Annotated in this window: 12 protein-coding genes and 1 riboswitch; of the genes, 8 read left to right on the top strand and 4 right to left on the bottom strand. The window is 49.3% G+C overall.

The window, feature by feature from the left end; all coding sequences use genetic code 11:
* Window positions 1–51 precede the first annotated feature (51 nt).
* The 4 genes from F1593_RS10795 to F1593_RS10780 are packed head-to-tail and all read right to left on the bottom strand — an operon-like array spanning window position 52 to window position 3,724.
* Window positions 52–963, bottom strand: a complete 912-nt coding sequence (locus F1593_RS10795) for a metal ABC transporter permease (RefSeq protein ID WP_149401573.1) — start codon at window positions 961–963, stop codon at window positions 52–54.
* Window positions 960–1,883, bottom strand: coding sequence for a metal ABC transporter permease (locus F1593_RS10790; RefSeq protein WP_149401572.1), 924 nt, complete (start codon window positions 1,881–1,883; stop codon window positions 960–962). Before F1593_RS10790 ends, F1593_RS10795 begins: the two co-directional genes overlap by 4 nt.
* Complete coding sequence (locus F1593_RS10785; RefSeq protein WP_149401571.1) at window positions 1,864–2,730, bottom strand: metal ABC transporter ATP-binding protein; 867 nt, start codon at window positions 2,728–2,730, stop codon at window positions 1,864–1,866. Before F1593_RS10785 ends, F1593_RS10790 begins: the two co-directional genes overlap by 20 nt.
* Before the next feature lie 55 nt (window positions 2,731–2,785).
* The gene (locus tag F1593_RS10780) at window positions 2,786–3,724 is read right to left on the bottom strand and encodes a metal ABC transporter solute-binding protein, Zn/Mn family (RefSeq protein ID WP_149401570.1); all 939 of its coding nucleotides are present in this window, start codon (window positions 3,722–3,724) and stop codon (window positions 2,786–2,788) included.
* A 243-nt stretch (window positions 3,725–3,967) separates the two neighbouring features.
* Between F1593_RS10780 and F1593_RS10775 the strand changes: the two genes are divergently transcribed.
* From F1593_RS10775 to F1593_RS10740, 8 genes are all read left to right on the top strand, one after another.
* The gene (locus tag F1593_RS10775) at window positions 3,968–4,708 is read left to right on the top strand and encodes a ComF family protein (RefSeq protein ID WP_149401569.1); all 741 of its coding nucleotides are present in this window, start codon (window positions 3,968–3,970) and stop codon (window positions 4,706–4,708) included.
* Window positions 4,709–5,176: 468 nt separating this feature from the next.
* On the top strand, window positions 5,177–7,174 hold the full coding sequence (gene ftsH / locus F1593_RS10770) for an ATP-dependent zinc metalloprotease FtsH (protein ID WP_149401568.1): 1,998 nt from the start codon (window positions 5,177–5,179) through the stop codon (window positions 7,172–7,174).
* A gap of 218 nt (window positions 7,175–7,392) precedes the next feature.
* On the top strand, window positions 7,393–8,616 hold the full coding sequence (locus F1593_RS10765) for an aspartate aminotransferase family protein (RefSeq protein ID WP_149401567.1): 1,224 nt from the start codon (window positions 7,393–7,395) through the stop codon (window positions 8,614–8,616).
* A gap of 509 nt (window positions 8,617–9,125) precedes the next feature.
* Window positions 9,126–10,655: an APC family permease gene (locus F1593_RS10760; protein WP_172632037.1), complete on the top strand. Its 1,530-nt coding sequence runs from the start codon at window positions 9,126–9,128 to the stop codon at window positions 10,653–10,655.
* A 202-nt stretch (window positions 10,656–10,857) separates the two neighbouring features.
* Window positions 10,858–12,252 (top strand): hypothetical protein, encoded by a 1,395-nt coding sequence (locus F1593_RS10755; RefSeq protein WP_149401565.1) that lies wholly within the window; start codon window positions 10,858–10,860, stop codon window positions 12,250–12,252.
* 83 nt (window positions 12,253–12,335) lie between these two features.
* Entirely contained in the window at window positions 12,336–12,968 is a 633-nt protein-coding gene (locus F1593_RS10750) for a hypothetical protein (protein WP_149401564.1), read from the top strand.
* Between the two features lie 383 nt (window positions 12,969–13,351).
* A riboswitch (ZMP/ZTP riboswitch) is annotated at window positions 13,352–13,441 on the top strand.
* Window positions 13,442–13,485: 44 nt separating this feature from the next.
* Window positions 13,486–15,003 carry a glycine hydroxymethyltransferase gene (locus tag F1593_RS10745; protein WP_149401563.1) on the top strand — a complete coding sequence of 506 codons (1,518 nt, stop codon included), beginning with the start codon at window positions 13,486–13,488 and terminating at the stop codon, window positions 15,001–15,003.
* 44 nt (window positions 15,004–15,047) lie between these two features.
* Complete coding sequence (locus F1593_RS10740; RefSeq protein ID WP_149401562.1) at window positions 15,048–16,298, top strand: phosphoribosylaminoimidazolecarboxamide formyltransferase; 1,251 nt, start codon at window positions 15,048–15,050, stop codon at window positions 16,296–16,298.
* The last annotated feature ends 115 nt before the right edge of the window (window positions 16,299–16,413 follow it).

Below are 16,413 nucleotides of genomic sequence, written 5' to 3'. Positions count from 1 at the left end.
ATCCAGCCTGTTGCTAGCCTCCCGGATGCCAGAATTTTGTCCTATGAACAATCAAGCAGGTTGTCGCAAATAATTACTACGCTGTAGCCATGCTCTGACATGTATGGTACCTACAGTACACAGATAACTTATGAATGCCAGCAGGGTGATACATACACTGCTGGGATAGCCCGTGTAGAAACCAATTGTCAGGCCCAGCCATGTTAAGACAACCGCAAAGATGAGTGCGAGACTCAAGGCAACAAAGGGACGGCTGGTCGTCTGATGGGCAAGAGCGGCGGGCAAGAGCAACAGGGCAAACGCTAGAAATGCACCGACTGCCATGGTGGCTTCAGCCACTGTTATCGCCAACAATATCATAAAGCCCGCACCAAGGAAACGCACAGGGATGCCGCGTGCCGCTGCTACATCAGGATCAAGTGAGGCAAAGAGCAGCGGTCGCGCAATCAAGCAAAGGGCCAGAATGGTTAATCCACTGACGATGCTGATCAGGCGTAACTGCTCTACTGATATATCAAGGATATTGCCAAATAAGATGGTGATCCCGGAAAACCCCGTCCCTGTACCGCTGACTTGAGTAGTGAACAGATTAAGGAAGAACGCGCCCAATCCCATAATCCAGGCCAATACAGTACCAATAGCCACATCCCGTTCCCGTAAACGCTCACCAAATACGCTCATGCCTAATCCCACTGCAACGGTCGTAATCAGCAGGCTCACAAAAGGATTAATACCAATGACTGCTCCACCAAGTGCTCCTGTAAACGCCACATCAGATAACGACTCACCGGCAAAAACCTGATGCCTCAGCACCATAAAATATCCCACCAAACCTGCCAGCACACTCAAGATAGCACCAGCAATAAAAGCCTGCCGCATAAAATCATAACGCAGCATCACCTGAATATCTAACCCGAAATTGAGAGTAAAAGGAGGAAGGGCATCTGCTACAACAAAAGTCATGAAATTCTCCCTATTTTTGTCTCAGTAGAGACAGTGAAACGCGTTCTCGCTAGCCGCTTGCTGATAAAACGTCCCACACGTACGCAGACATATGTACCAAACGCACAGGTTGTGATGAAAAAGCCTACGGGATATGGCGTAATGTAGCCAATGGTCAGTCCCAACGACATAAAGAGGAGAGCCAGAACGATCGCCAACACCAGCGCTACCATAGGACGAGATGTCAGGTGTTGAGCAATAGCGGCAGGGGTTACCAGCAATGCAAAGATCAATAACACCCCCACCACTTGTACAGCTACGGCCACCTCCAGCGCTAGCAATACAAGATAGCCAAAGGACAATAGACGTACAGGTACCCTCCGCGCCGCGGCCACGGCTGGATCAAGCGAGGCAAAAAACAATGGCCTGGCAATCACAGCCAGCACACTTATCAGCAAGAGTGTTGACCAGAGAATAATGCTTACGTCGATATCACTGATACCCAGCACATTGCCAAATAACACATTTAGGATATTGGCGGCATATTCTGCCGTCGCCAGATGAATAAAGAGGAAGCCTGAAGCCAGTGAGGCTGAGAGAATGACTCCAGACGCAATATCGCTCTGTCGGCTTTGACGCGTGGTCAGATTGAGTATATGAATGCCGAGAGCAGCACAGATACCAGCGATAAACAGACCTATAATAGGAGAAATGCCAAACAGAACCGCACCTGTCGCGCCTACAAAGCCGACATTAGCAAGACTGTGACCAGCAAAGCTCTGACCACGCAATACCATAAAATATCCCATCATGCCAGCCATCAAAGCGACAAGAGTACCCGCAACATAGGCATTTTGCATAAAGTGATAGTGTAAGAGCATCTGGATGTCCATAATTAGATTCCAGGAAAATGGGAGCATTTCAGCGCGCACGATGAGCATGATAGCTAATCTCCTCTTCGGGTTGACCCACAACCACAATACATCCATCGCGTGCACGTAGTACCTCGATAGGAGTATTGTAGAGGCGTGAGAGCGTTTCTGTCGTGATCACAGCTTGTGGAGTTCCGACCTCAACCTGTCCATGTGCGACATATACCACACGATCTACCGCAGCGAGGAGTGGATTAATATCATGGGCCACAATCAGTACCGCAGCACCTGTTTCCCGGCTCACCTGTCGGATGACTCCAGCAACCCCCTGTTGATTGCGCAGATCCAGACTATCCAGCGGTTCATCCAACACCAGGATCTGAGGGCTGGTGATTAATGCCTGCGCGATTAACAAGCGCTGTTGCTCACCACCTGATAGTTCGCCAATCGATCGATCAGCATAAGCCGTAGCTCCTACCAGATCTATCGCTTCCTGCACTCGTGCAGCCGCCATACGCGCCTGACGACGTTGTATAAACGGCAATGGAAATCCCCACTGACCACCATCCAATCCCAGACGTACAATGCTACGCCCACGCACATGCACATCGGCCTCAAAATGTCGCCGCTGTGGTACATATCCAATTGCGGCATTACCACGCCGAGCAGGATGTCCCAGCACAGTAATCGTACCCGCAGCAAGGGGCAGCAAGCCAAGCAACGCTTTCAATAAAGTGGATTTACCCGCACCGTTAGGACCCAGAATAGCAAGAAACTCTCCTTGCTGAACAGTCAACTGCACATTTTGCCAGATCGTCCGTCCACCCAGCACAACAGCAGCATTCTCAACTTCAATCAAGGAATGTAAGCTAGAAGGCAGAGAAACAGCAACAGAAGTTGAGCTTAAATCAGTCATGACCCAATGGATTCCTTTCCAGATGGCCGGCTTTCGTCGGCCATCTGCTATGGTATTACTTGCCAATAGCTTGCTGTAAAGCAGTCTGGATACCTTGCAACTGCTTGCTTTGCCAGTCTTGGAATGTAGCATGCGCGGGCGTCAATGTCTCGGTAATGGTCGCCACCGGGATATGGTTCGCCTGAGCTTTTTTGATCAGAGTCTGGATATTATTGGGAGTATTCTGAGAGTTATAGATCAAGATCTTGATCTGTTTCTGGGTGATCTGCTGCTCAACGAGCGCTTCATCAGCCGCCGAGATATCTTCTCCTTCAGAGACAGCCTTGAGATAGGAGTAGGGTGTGATGAGTTGTAAGCCCAGTGCTGGCGCCAGATAAGAAAAAATGCTTTCTGTAGCCCCAACCGGCGTACCACTATATCTTGCTTTGATCGCCGCAATCAAATCATGATACTGTTTGAGACCCCGTTGTTGGAAAGATTGCGCGAATTGGTCAAATGCTACGGCATGGGCTGGATCAAGCGTCTTCAAATCGTCACGGATCTTTGCAATAGTAGCCATAACATATGCCGGGTTGTACCACATATGGGGATTATCACCTGCATACTTACCATTAAATGTGCCAATATTTAACGCTTTGCGTCCACTGACAGGATTTGATTGCAAGAGTTTGTCGGCCCAGGGATCGTAACCTGCCCCGTTTAGAATGACATATTGGGCATCAGCGACTGTACGAGCATCAGCTGTGGTCGGCTCATAGCTATGAGGATCAGCATTGGGGTCAGAAATAATACTGGTAACTTGAATATAATTGCCGCCAATCTGCGCGACGATACTTCCCCAAAAGTTTTCAGCAGCAACAACATGGATAATGTTGTTACTGGTATTGCTAGAAGTGGTGCTTTGAGCAATGGTACCACAAGCAGCCAGTATGACCACAAGCAGAAAAGTACTGATCAGGGTTAGAACTCTTCTCAGAACATGGGATAGAGGCATACTATTCTCCCTCAAAAATAAGCAGCTATAAAATCTAGAGACACGAGCGGTGCGCACCACACATCCCAATTGAGACACCGTATCTTTAAGGACAAGGATACAGGAGAAAATCATTTCTGTCAATGATATTCAGTATCAATAACAAAAAAGTTTGAATATTTCCAGATTGAGACATTTACTCAGTATAGAAATAGTAGGTACCTGGAAAGCACAGTGGTTATCAGGAAAGGATACTTGCTTTATATGCGGAATATGCGGATGTTCAAAGAGACAATCGAATATGCCTTAAATTTATTGTTTCCCATTCATTGTCTGCACTGCGGCACGAGTGGTGCCTTGCTTTGCCCGCGCTGTATCGCGACGATCCCATCTATTCCTCCACCCATCTGTCGACATTGTGGGAATCCACTGGGACGTGGGGAACGCTGTCTGCCCTGCCAGTATCTACCACTGCGCTTGAGTGGATTGCGCGTCGCGAGTAGTTATCGAGAACCCTTACGCTCAACCATTCATGCTCTGAAATATGAGGGCAAACGCCAGTTAGGGGAACCGCTGGGATGTTTGCTGGCACAGGCATATCAACGCTATGGCATGCAGTCGGATCTGATTATTCCCGTACCACTACACCACGAACGCCTCCAGCGGCGCGGCTATAATCAGGCACAGGTATTGGCAACCATCTGTGCGCGCCAGCTAAATATCCCTCTTGTGCCAACCCTGCTGACACGAGTGCGTACAACCTCAACGCAGGTACAGTTGTCGGCATATGAGCGTCGTATTAATTTACAGGGTGCATTTCAGTGCCAGCACGGCTCTACAAACACAATAATCCGAAATCGTAGAATACTTATCATCGATGATGTCTGTACAACAGGGGCAACGCTCGAAGCCTGTGCGGCACCGCTCATCGCGGCAGGGGCAAAAAATGTGTGGGGACTCGTTCTGGCCCGCCCAACTGTTACAAACTATACAACTGCCACGTAGAGATAATAGAATAACAAAGAAGCGACGATAGAAATACAGCAAAGTTGACAGATACGGATAAGAAAAAAGTCCTTATTTTGGTAGCGCGCAAAAAAATTCACGCGTTTTCCTGCGCCAGTTCTGTGCGAAAAATGCGTGTGCAGACGTATCCTATGCATCTTAAATTGTGTGATAACACAAGTTGATGCCTATGTCAGCGATATTTATGGCATAGCACGATTCAATTTCACTATAATACACAGGAGAGGCTTAGACATGAATTGTATGCTAATTTTCCCAGATTGTTCCATAATAGATCAACAACCGGGTGTGCTATAATGAAGCCCACAAGAGTCATAAAATTACTGCCAGGTGACCTGAGGGTACCTGTTTCGTTTTTTACCAGCTATGAATTTTTTACCAACCTTACTGGTTGTGATAAAAACACGCGTGCCACTTGTATCGCCGCATGTTTAGAGAGGAGCCTCCATGTCTTATAATGGAAAACGGCTCAGAACGAGCTTTTTCTGGCTCCTGATCTTGCTAATTGCCGTTCTGATCATTCTCATTATTGTTCGACCACAGACATATGTGAAATCTGTTTCGGTCTCAACCCTTATGAGCAATCTCAAGACAGATATTGCGAAGGGTCAGCTTGACGCGCTAACCGTAGCTGGTGGAACATTGACGCTGGCGCGCGGGCAAACGACCAGCGCAACTCAAGAATCAGCAACTGTTGACAGCACATTTAATGTTACCCAGGTGCTAAAAGATAATAGCATCGATTATACCAATCCACAGGTTGTGAAACTTCAATTTGAACCCACAAGTCCCATCTGGGGCTGGTTGGGCACGCTGGCTGGCTGGATTCCCTTTATCTTACTGGCCCTCTTGCTCTTCTTCATGTTGCGGCAAACACAGGGCAGCAATAATCAGGCATTATCGTTTGGGAAAAGCCGGGCACGTATCTTTATGGGCAATAAGCCGTCTGTCACCTTTGCCGATGTCGCAGGCGTGGAGGAAGCCAAACAAGAACTGCAGGAAATTGTAGAGTTTCTCAAGTATCCAGACAAATTCGCCGCCCTGGGAGCTCGTATCCCTAAAGGTTTGTTATTAGTTGGCCCTCCAGGAACGGGTAAGACGCTGATTTCGCGCGCAGTGGCGGGCGAAGCCGGTGTCCCCTTCTTTAGCATCAGTGGCTCCGAGTTTGTAGAGATGTTTGTTGGTGTCGGGGCCAGCCGCGTACGCGATCTCTTTGAGCAAGCCAAACGCAATAGCCCCTGTATCGTCTTTGTCGATGAGATTGATGCCGTTGGGCGCCAACGCGGCGCTGGCCTGGGCGGTTCCCACGATGAGCGTGAGCAAACCTTAAATCAAATACTGGTCGAGATGGATGGCTTTGATACCAATACCAATGTGATTGTGATCGCCGCCACCAATCGCCCTGACGTGCTTGATCCCGCCCTGTTGCGTCCAGGCCGCTTTGATCGGCAGGTCGTATTGGATCGTCCCGATATTCGTGGGCGCATCGCAATTCTCGAGGTTCATGCCAAGGGCAAGCCTTTAGCATCTGATATCTCGTTGGAGGTACTCGCCAAACAAACACCCGGCTTCTCAGGTGCCGATGTTGCCAATCTCTTAAATGAAGCTGCAATTCTGGCCGCCAGACGCAACAAAAAGAATATTGGGATGAGTGAGATGGAAGAGGCCATTGATCGTGTCGTGGCCGGACCTGCACGCAAAAGCCGGATCATTAGCGAGCGCGAAAAATCCATTACCGCCTATCATGAGGTGGGACATGCCCTGGTCGCCCGCTTATTGCGTAATACTGATCCCGTTCACAAGGTCTCAATTGTCGCACGTGGACAGGCTGGTGGCTTCACGATGCTGCTGCCAACGGAAGATCGCTATCTGTGGAGTAAGCCTCAATTTGAGGATATGCTCGCCTACGCGCTGGGTGGACATGTTGCAGAACTGATCACCTTTGGCGAAGTGACCACTGGAGCGTCAAATGATATTGAACGCGTCACCAAGATTGCGCGCTCTATGGTCACTGAATACGGCATGAGCCAACGTATTGGCCCAATGGCACTGGGACATAAGGAAGAGCTTGTCTTCCTGGGACGCGACTTTGGCGAGCAGCGTAACTATAGCGAGCAGACCGCCCGTGAAATCGATGAAGAGGTGCGCCGCATCATTCAGGAGGGCTTTGATAAAGCATACAATATTCTGATGAATAACAAGAATCGCCTGATCATGATCAGCGAACGCCTGATCAAAGAGGAGACGCTTGAGGGTCCAGTCTTTGAATCGCTCTTCAATCAGCCAATGAACGAAGAACATGCCTGCGAAGCGCCCTCCCTTACAGCAGGTATGACTGAGGTACGTGCGGGCGGACCACTAGAAGAACATGAACTGGCCCTGCCACAGCCATCCTATCCTTTACCGCCTCAACTTCAACCACCATATTCCTTGGATGCCTCATAATGGCATCCGACGAAGTAGCGGACTGACCCGGAAATGGTAGGTTACAATCAAAAGAAAATGGTACTTGTCCCAGCAGGAAGTAGATAGTACAATGGAAGTGATGAAGAGTTCCAGATGCTGCATTCCCTGGTTATTTAAGATCTATCTGGGAAATCGTGGGGCATCGATTGGAGCTTTTTTTCATTGGTGCGGACAACATTTGAAGAGGAGCGCGGTTTATGACAACGACAAAGCAACAACAACGCGACTGGGTGAGCCTTGAACAGCAATATTATCAAGGCACATTTAAACGCCAACCCATCACTCTGGTACGTGGCGAGGGCACACGAGTATGGGATAGCGAAGGCAAAGTGTACCTCGATTTTGTCGCGGGTATCGCCGTCAACGTTCTGGGACACTGTCATCCCGCCATCGTCGAAGCGGTCCAGCAGCAGGTAACCCAACTGGTACATGTGTCGAATCTCTACTACAATACACGCCAGATTGAGCTTGCCGAACTGCTGGGCGTACAAAGCAACGGTATGCGCTCCTTCTTCTCCAATAGTGGTGCAGAAGCCAATGAGGGTGCGTTTAAGCTGGCCCGCAAATATGGCCGACTGCATCGCAACGGGGCCTATGAGATCATCAGCATGAACAATAGCTTCCATGGTCGCACAATGGCTACCACGGCGGCTACCGGACAGGCTTCCTACCAGGCAACCTGGCAACCCCTTCCTGATGGCTTTAAGCAGGTGCCTTTTAATGATCTACAAGCGGTCAAAGATGCCACAAGTGATAAGACAGCCGCGATCCTGGTTGAGGCTGTACAGGGTGAAGGTGGCATCTGGCCAGCCTCGCTGGAGTATATGCAGGGTCTACGCCAGTGGTGTGACGAGCAGAATCTGGTCCTGATCTGTGATGAAGTCCAGGCAGGTTCAGGTCGAACCGGCAAGTTCTTTAGCTGGGAACATTATGTACGCCCCGATATCGTTACAATGGCGAAAGGTCTGGCCGGCGGTATTCCTATTGGCGCCATGCTCACAGATCCCCGCACCGATATCTTTGAGCCAGGGGATCATGGTACCACCTTTGGTGGCAATCCCATTGCCTGCGCCGCTGGTATCGCTACCATTACCACCATCAAGGAAAACAATCTACTCGACAACGCTACTCGCATGGGCGAGTATTGGAAGACAAAATTAGAACAGTTATGCGCGAAATATGCCTTCATCGACAGCCCACGGGGTATCGGCCTGATGCGTGCAGTTAATGTCAAACATGGCGTGGGTCCAGTCATTGTACAGACAGCCCTGGAACACGGGCTCCTGCTCAACAGCCCCGATCCCCAGACACTGCGCATGGTTCCTCCATTGATCCTGACCACCGCCGATATCGACGAGGCCACCGATCTGCTGGATAAAACCCTCGCACAGGTAGCAGAACTACCAGCCGCCCAAAACTAAGCGCTTAGTTCGTTTATAAACAGGCGCTCAGGCGCTTGTCCCTTTTTCATCAGGTTTTGCACAAAAAGTCCGCGGACTTTTTGTGCAAAACCTGATGAAATTTTTGAGCACTGTGAGCACTGTAGGTGCGAAACATCATGCGTGAAGAGAGCGACAGACAGGGATGATAGCCACCTTCTTTGACATGCAATAGAACACAGTGATATACTTTGAACCAGCAAATCTCCTCAGTGATCTCGCTACGAGATATTCCAGGGGCTGTGGCACGACGCAGTGCATACGTGAGTGGGGGTAACCTTCTTTCACCATCGATCTCATTTTTTAGAATGTACAATCTCAACTTCATCACTACCTGCCAATGACATGCAGTTAAATGCCGTCAGAGAAACCATGCTTTCCTGACTGGACTTACCTTCTAGCCTGTTATTCAGCAGGGATGTCATTGCGTGATCCACAAAGGTTTTTTGAGCATGAACAACGAAAATATAACTTCTCCAAGATCATCCGGAATGGCAGCGGAGAAAAAGAAAATCAAACGCGATTTCCATTTCATTGATATGGTTTTCTTTACGATTGCTGCGGTCCTGGGTATCGATACTATTGGCGCAGTCTCTTCGTATGGCGGACAAACACTGTTCTGGATCGTTATATCCGCGTTTACCTTCTTAATTCCCTATGGTCTTTTATCCGCTGAGTTAGGCAGTGCCTTTCCACAGGAGGGAGGCGTCTATGAATGGGCGCGTAAGGCGTGCGGACGCCCCTATGCCGCTCTGACTTCGATGTTCTATTGGATCTCAAATCCGCTCTGGATCGGTGGCACGATGTTTGTGACAGTGATCTCAGCCATCAAATTGTTCTGGTTTGGACAAACCACGATGCTCTTTGGCGGCAATAAAATCAGCGATACACTGATTACGATCGTGATCGCGCTGGCCTTTATCTGGGGCACGATTGGTTGTGTCCTGTTACCCATGCGCATAAGTAAATGGTTCGCAACGATAGGTGCACTCACCAAACTGATTCTGCTAGGAATTTTTGTGATACTGGCTCTGGCATTCTTTATTGGCGGCCTTGCCTCTGGTGAACATCTGCAAGCGAAAGATTTCCTTCCCACTAACAACTGGAGCCTGATCGTCAGCGGCATCCTGCCCATTCTCATTTTCAAATGGACCGGCTTTGAGGTCCAGAGTGGAGCAGGTGAAGAGATGAAAAATCCTCAGCGCGACATACCTCGCTCATTGATACGCGCCGGTAGCGTCGCAGTCGTCGCCTATTTGATCCCCATCTGTGTGATCTTGCTCGCCTTAAATAAGACCCAGATCAGTAGTACCAGCGGGCTTCTACAAGCGATCAGTAATGTCGCCGTGGTGCTCCCCACGCCAGTACTATTCGTTTTAAAAATACTGCTGGTACCAGCCATTATTTTGACGCTGATTGCCAGTGGCTCAACCTGGATGGGCGGCGGGAACCGTACGTATGCAATTGCAGCCCTGGATCATGTAGTGCCCCGCGCCCTCGGTCGCTTCAGCGCGAAGAATGGTACTCCCGTTACGTCCACACTGCTCTGTGGCCTCGTCGCCACCGTTGCAATGCTTGCGACAGTATTAGTAACGGCCTCTGGGAATGGCTCGATGCAATCGCTATTCAGTCTGACACTGGGCTTTACCGTCTCAATCAACATTCTGGCCTATCTCTGCATCTATCCAACCTACATCATCTTGCGCTACAAGTATCCGCATGTTCCGCGCCCCTATAGCGTACCCGGAGGGATGGTAGGAGCCTGGATCGTGACCATTTTGACAACCGCCTATGCCGCGATTGCCACCTTCTTCATGTTCTTCCCCACGGATCAGGTGATCAAAATGTCAAACGTACCGCGCGGCACATATGAGGCTACACAACTTGGGGCCCTGGCCTTGATTATCGTGCTCACCATTGTCTTCTATTTCTGGGGACGACACGATCAAAAACACGAAGAGCGGCAGGATGCGCTGACAGCTGAAAACCAAACCAAACAACCAACCTATGCCGTCGAGTAACCAATAAATACGAGAGGAAGCACCTGAAGAGCTTCAAGCGCCCTTGATGTCTACTCTTCTTACCTGAATTTAGCAAAGTTTCCCTTTCTTATACTGGTATTTGTCATACTACTGGTATTTGTCATACGATATTTCTATACTTAGACGTATCAATAAAAAAGTTACCATCATACCAGTCAACGAGTAAGAAAGGGATTCTTTGATGAATTCAGGATCACATATACGAGAACTTGCTTCGGAATCCATTGAGAATAGAAGTATGCTTGAAGCGCCTGCCGATATGGGAAACAGTGAGTTCTATCAAGTGAATAGTAGTGATAATCCGGCCACAAGCACTCAGGATGAAAGTCAGACCACACGTGAGCGGGGAACGTTGGTTAAAGAAAAAGAAACATTACAGGCTCTTACAACCTTTACAGAAATACGGCAAAAAATTTCACTAAAAGAACATGCCCAAGAGTTACGGGCTAAAGTAAACCTATCTGATTACACAAACAAAAAGCGGGAAAAAACAACCTCTCTGAGAGAAAAAGATGCTATGCTCAAAGAGCAAGCGCTACTACAAAAAGCGGAGAGGAAGCTACACCAAAGAGTTGAGCACTTACGTGACGATGCCAGAGCATATCGAGCCGCTGAGATGATAGTCAGAGATTATATTAATGGACAAGCCACTCCAGACATTGATACACTACAACAGAGTATCAATGATAGCCTGGCCGATGAAAAAAATAAAATAAAAATGAGCCTGGAAACCCAGAACACGCTACGACAAGCGGGGCAGGATCTCAGTTTAATGGATAACACAAAAGCAATGCTGCAATTGCGCTTAATGAGCCAGGAAGTCAATCCTGAAAATGCAAGAAAGGTTCAAGAAGAAGCCAGTAAACAAGCTCAAGAACATGATGGTTTGTATCAAAACTTGAAAGAGGCAAAAGAGCAGAGCAATGTGCCACGCTATCTTCGCACGGAATATGAAAAGGAAATGGAGTCTCATCACAAAGATAGTGCTCTGGCTCAAGAAATAAAAAGGACAGCACAAACAATTGCGGAAGGTGACTTACTCCCCACTGAAGAAATACAGGATTTATTAATGAGGATAGATGGCCATAGGGCAACCAAACAGGATATATTTAATCAAAATTATGAAAACCAACAATCATATAATTTATATACCACGGGTAATGAACATGGACAGGCAAAACAAAAATATGATTTCTTACAACGGGCTAACGATATGATTACACGTATCCAAGAAGGACAGGCCGAAGTTGATCAAGTGAGCGCACTTCTTCCCGATTTAGAACAAGCTCGCTCAACCATTGAACGCGAAACCAATCAAGTAAATGAAGAATACAACGCGGTTCGGGCACGTACCGGACAGCCAAACACACACTATAAAATAACTGCTCTTGACCAGAAGATTGCAGATATCGATACAAGCCTGGCGAATGATGATCAGGAAAGAGACCGCATCATAGATTCGTATAAAGATATGAAAAATCTGTTTGCACAAAAAATTCGTGCCTATCAACAAAAAATCGATGAGATTGATACGCAACTCCAGACACAGGATTCTCAACAGTTGGAAGAGCAATAATCCGACTTTGTTTTCATGGTACTGCGTTGCTGCTATAATGGGTTCAAAAGAGATGTTAGCAAGTAGAAACAGGAGTTGGATAAATGCCACAGGACCCGAAAAAGCAACAAAAAGCGGTCATGAAGAAGCGCAAGAAAGCAGCCAATCAACACAAGGTGTCGATGAAAGCAAACCTGTCGTTCTCAAAAAGCACGATTATTCGTGAGGCGCGTAACTATCCTGTCTATGAGTGCTGGATTAGTGCTGATTGGAAAGCGGGATCAGGTCTGGTACAACTTATCGTTGCTCGCCAGCAACCCGATGGGATGATTAGTTGCGGAGTGTATCTGGTTGATAAGTACTGCCTGGGACTCAAGAATACCTTCATTCGAATTAACTATTCAAAACAGCGCTACGAAGATGAGGTTGTTGAGCCAGTAGATGAACGCACCCCACTGGAGAAATGCTCGCTTGAGTTAGCGCAACAGATGATCTATGGGGCCATTGCATATGCGGACCAGTTTGGCTTCTCTCCTGACAATGATTTTAATCTCTCACAGTTTCTGCTCACCCCCAGGGGCGAACTGCCAGAGCCCTATCAGATAGAATTTGGTCAAAAAGGGAAACCTCTGTTTATAGCCGGGCCTCACGATAATGCCACAGTGATCATCAATCAGCTAGAACGTACAGCCGGTCCAGGCAATTTTGACTTTGTAATGCCATTCGGTGAATTTTAGCCTTATGCCCGTTTTATAAGCATCATTGCCATCTACCCTTCACAGGCAATACCGCTTCAAGGACGAGAATGGATGGTGTAACAACGCGAAAAACCCGAACGCAGATAATAGATGAACAGACCTGAATTGGTGAGCATGACGAAAAACGGAGGTGCGTGCCGAGGTCGCAACGGAGGTGCGCATTCCCGTTCCTCGTACGATTCCCACGCCCGTAGGCCATTCCCACCCCAACATCCCTATCAGGGAACATTCCAGAGCGTTGGGGCGAGAGGATCGGTTTGACTCCACCCATGAAGGGTGGCTGCTACTTGACTCTGTTGGCAGGGCTGTTATACTTATAGCGGTGAGTCATAACAGTGATTCCCGTAAAAAAGAAGAGACTATGTTCTCCTGGCGACTGGCGATAAAGTGGAGTACCACGAGGAAGCCGGGAGGATCTAACCCTATAACAGTCGTTCGCCTGGGCTGGATGTTTCATTTCGTTGTGAAATATCGACAGTATAAGGAGTTAGCGACGATGACAACAACAGCCACCGATCAATCCTTCCTGGTTCGCTACTTAAACAATCTCAATGGACAGGCCCCCCAATCTGCGGCGGCGGCTTTTTATGCCTCGCTCGATCAGATTCAGACGGTTTCCCCCTCGATTGCGGCCAATATCGTGCAGGAGTTACGCGATCAGCGCAGCAATTTGAAGATGATTGCCAGCGAGAACTATAGCTCATTAACAACACAACTGGCGATGGGCAACCTGCTGACCGATAAGTATGCCGAGGGCTATCCCAATCATCGCTTCTATGCAGGCTGTGATAACGTCGATGCTATCGAAAGCGAAGCGGCGCAATTAGCTCAGGAACTGTTTGGTGCGGATTATGCCTATGTCCAGCCCCATTCAGGCGCGGACGCCAATCTGGTCGCTTATCTCGCTATCCTCTCAGCGAAAGCTCAGAAGCCAATTCTTAGCGAGCTGGGCTATGAAGATCCCTCTAAATTAAGTCGTGAGGATTGGAATAAGGTACGCGAGGTCGTCCATAATCAGCGCCTGCTCTCCCTGGATTATTACTCCGGCGGCCATTTGACCCACGGCTATCGCCACAATATTTCCAGCCATCTGTTTGATGTCTATACCTATAGCGTGGATCGCGAGAGCGGCTTGATTGATCTGGATCAGTTGCGCAAGCAATTACATGAGGTGCGTCCTCTGATTCTGCTGGCCGGCTATAGTGCCTATCCCCGCAAACTGAACTTCGCGAAGATGCGCGAAATGGCCGATGAGGTCGGAGCCGTGTTAATGGTGGATATGGCCCACTTCGCGGGATTGGTCGCTGGTAAGGTCTTCACTGGCGAGTATGATCCCGTTCCCCATGCTCATGTCGTTACCTCGACTACACACAAGACCTTGCGCGGACCCCGCGGCGGTCTAGTGCTGTGTAAAGAAGAGTTCGCCGAATGGGTCAATAAAGGCTGTCCCGAGTTGCTGGGTGGTCCCTTGCCACACGTAATGGCCGCCAAAGCGATTGCTTTCCGTGAGGCGTTACGCCCCGAGTTCCATGACTATGCGCAAAAGATCGTTGAGAACTCACAGGCCTTGGCCGCAGCTTGCGTCGAAGAGGGACTGGATGTACTGACAGGCGGATCGGATAATCATCTTCTGCTAATCAATGTCGCCAAAACCTTTGGCCTGACAGGTCGCCAGGCGGAGTCGGTGCTGCGCGAATGCAAGTTCACCTTGAACCGTAATTCCCTGCCATTTGACGCCAATGGTCCCTGGTATACCAGTGGCCTGCGCATCGGTACCCCTGCGATGACAACATTGGGTATGGGTGCGGCAGAGATGCGCGAGATTGCCAGTATCATCAAACTCGTGCTCTCCAATACCACACCGGCTAAAACAGCCAGTGGCAAACAAAGCCTCACCAAATATATCCTGGATAATGAGATCCTGGTCAGTGCTCAGCAACGCGTTCAGGCCCTGCTGGAAAAATATCCGCTCTATCCAGAATTGAACCTCGACCTGCTACAGCCCGAGGCATAAGTCATTCAGGCTGCTTAGCACCAACCATCGGCTCCGCATCCAATATGCATGGGATAGGAGCCGATGATGATGGCATTGTAGTCTCAACCAGATCATCATTCAGGAACAGAAGAAATATCATGACAAACAACGAACTGGCCTTACGTTACGGCTGTAATCCACATCAGAAACCGGCCCGCGTCTTCGCTAAAGAAGGCAGTTTACCCTTTACCGTTCTCAATGGCGCTCCCGGCTATATCAATCTGCTCGATGCACTCAACTCATGGCAGTTGGTGAAAGAGCTAAAAACAGTATTGAACCTGCCAGCAGCGGCATCCTTCAAGCACGTCAGTCCGGCCGGAGCAGCGGTTGGTCTGCCTTTGAGCGATGAGTTAAAGAAATCATATGGCGTCGAGAAACTGGAACGCTCCCCACTCGCGACGGCCTATGCACGCGCCCGTGGCGCTGATCGTCTCTCATCCTTTGGAGACTGGGCCGCGCTCAGTGATATCGTGGATGTTCCCACCGCGAAGATCTTGAGCCGCGAAGTATCAGATGGCGTGATTGCTCCCGGCTATGAGCCAGAGGCATTGGAGATCCTGCGCAACAAGCAAAAGGGCCGCTATATCGTCCTGCAAATTGATCCGACCTATGAGCCTGGAGAGTTTGAGCAGCGCGAAGTCTTTGGCGTGACCTTCGAGCAAAAACGCAATACTGCCCTCGCCAGCACCGATTGGTTCAAAGAGATCCCTACCGCGAATAAAGATCTGACCCCCGAAGCTCGGCGCGACCTGTTGATCTCCTTGATCACCCTGAAATATACACAGTCCAATTCGGTCTGCTTTGCCGTCGATGGACAATGCATCGGTATTGGTGCGGGACAACAATCGCGCATCCAATGTGTCCGTCTGGCCGCCTCGAAGGCCGCTACCTGGTATCTACGTCTCCATCCCCGTATCGCTGAATTCCGCTGGAAAGAAAGCGTCAAGCGCCAGGATCGCGTCAATGCTGTCGATCTCTATCTAATTGAGGATGCCACGCCCGTCGAGCTGGAAGCCTGGGCCCAGAACTTTGAAGAGGTGCCAGCACGCCTGACGAAAGAGGAGAAGTATGAGTGGCTCAAAACGCTGCAAGGAGTTGCTCTGGGCTCGGATGCCTTCTTCCCTTTCCGCGACAATATCGATTGTGCCGCCCTCTATGGCGTGAAATATGTCGCCCAACCCGGAGGTTCCGTACGCGACGATGTTGTAATCGAAGCCTGTAACGACTACGGGATGGCAATGGCCTTTACCGGCGTGCGCCTGTTCCATCACTGAGAGAGTGTCTGCCTCCCAATACCAGCGGGATCTTGCTGCTCCCTGGCTGGCAGGCGCATGCGCGCCTGCGCCCTTTTTATTGTGTAGTGCAGGAAAGGTGCTGTGCACCTTTCCT

It is taken from the genome of Dictyobacter arantiisoli (genome assembly GCF_008326305.1).
GTDB classification, from domain to species: Bacteria; Chloroflexota; Ktedonobacteria; order Ktedonobacterales; family Ktedonobacteraceae; genus Dictyobacter; species Dictyobacter arantiisoli.
The sequence above is the reverse complement of the archived record's forward strand: the minus strand, read 5'-3'. Positions and strand labels throughout refer to the sequence as shown.

What these genes read in the sequence shown, in the direction of transcription:
- F1593_RS10795 (WP_149401573.1), bottom strand. Translation starts at nt 963, where the DNA reads ATGACTTTTGTTGTAGCAGATGCCCTTCCTCCTTTTACTCTCAATTTC.
- F1593_RS10790 (WP_149401572.1), bottom strand. Translation starts at nt 1,883, where the DNA reads ATGCTCATCGTGCGCGCTGAAATGCTCCCATTTTCCTGGAATCTAATT.
- F1593_RS10785 (WP_149401571.1), bottom strand. Translation starts at nt 2,730, where the DNA reads ATGACTGATTTAAGCTCAACTTCTGTTGCTGTTTCTCTGCCTTCTAGC.
- F1593_RS10780 (WP_149401570.1), bottom strand. Translation starts at nt 3,724, where the DNA reads ATGCCTCTATCCCATGTTCTGAGAAGAGTTCTAACCCTGATCAGTACT.
- F1593_RS10775 (WP_149401569.1), top strand. Translation starts at nt 3,968, where the DNA reads ATGCGGAATATGCGGATGTTCAAAGAGACAATCGAATATGCCTTAAAT.
- ftsH (WP_149401568.1), top strand. Translation starts at nt 5,177, where the DNA reads ATGTCTTATAATGGAAAACGGCTCAGAACGAGCTTTTTCTGGCTCCTG.
- F1593_RS10765 (WP_149401567.1), top strand. Translation starts at nt 7,393, where the DNA reads ATGACAACGACAAAGCAACAACAACGCGACTGGGTGAGCCTTGAACAG.
- F1593_RS10760 (WP_172632037.1), top strand. Translation starts at nt 9,126, where the DNA reads ATGGCAGCGGAGAAAAAGAAAATCAAACGCGATTTCCATTTCATTGAT.
- F1593_RS10755 (WP_149401565.1), top strand. Translation starts at nt 10,858, where the DNA reads ATGAATTCAGGATCACATATACGAGAACTTGCTTCGGAATCCATTGAG.
- F1593_RS10750 (WP_149401564.1), top strand. Translation starts at nt 12,336, where the DNA reads ATGCCACAGGACCCGAAAAAGCAACAAAAAGCGGTCATGAAGAAGCGC.
- F1593_RS10745 (WP_149401563.1), top strand. Translation starts at nt 13,486, where the DNA reads ATGACAACAACAGCCACCGATCAATCCTTCCTGGTTCGCTACTTAAAC.
- F1593_RS10740 (WP_149401562.1), top strand. Translation starts at nt 15,048, where the DNA reads ATGCATGGGATAGGAGCCGATGATGATGGCATTGTAGTCTCAACCAGA.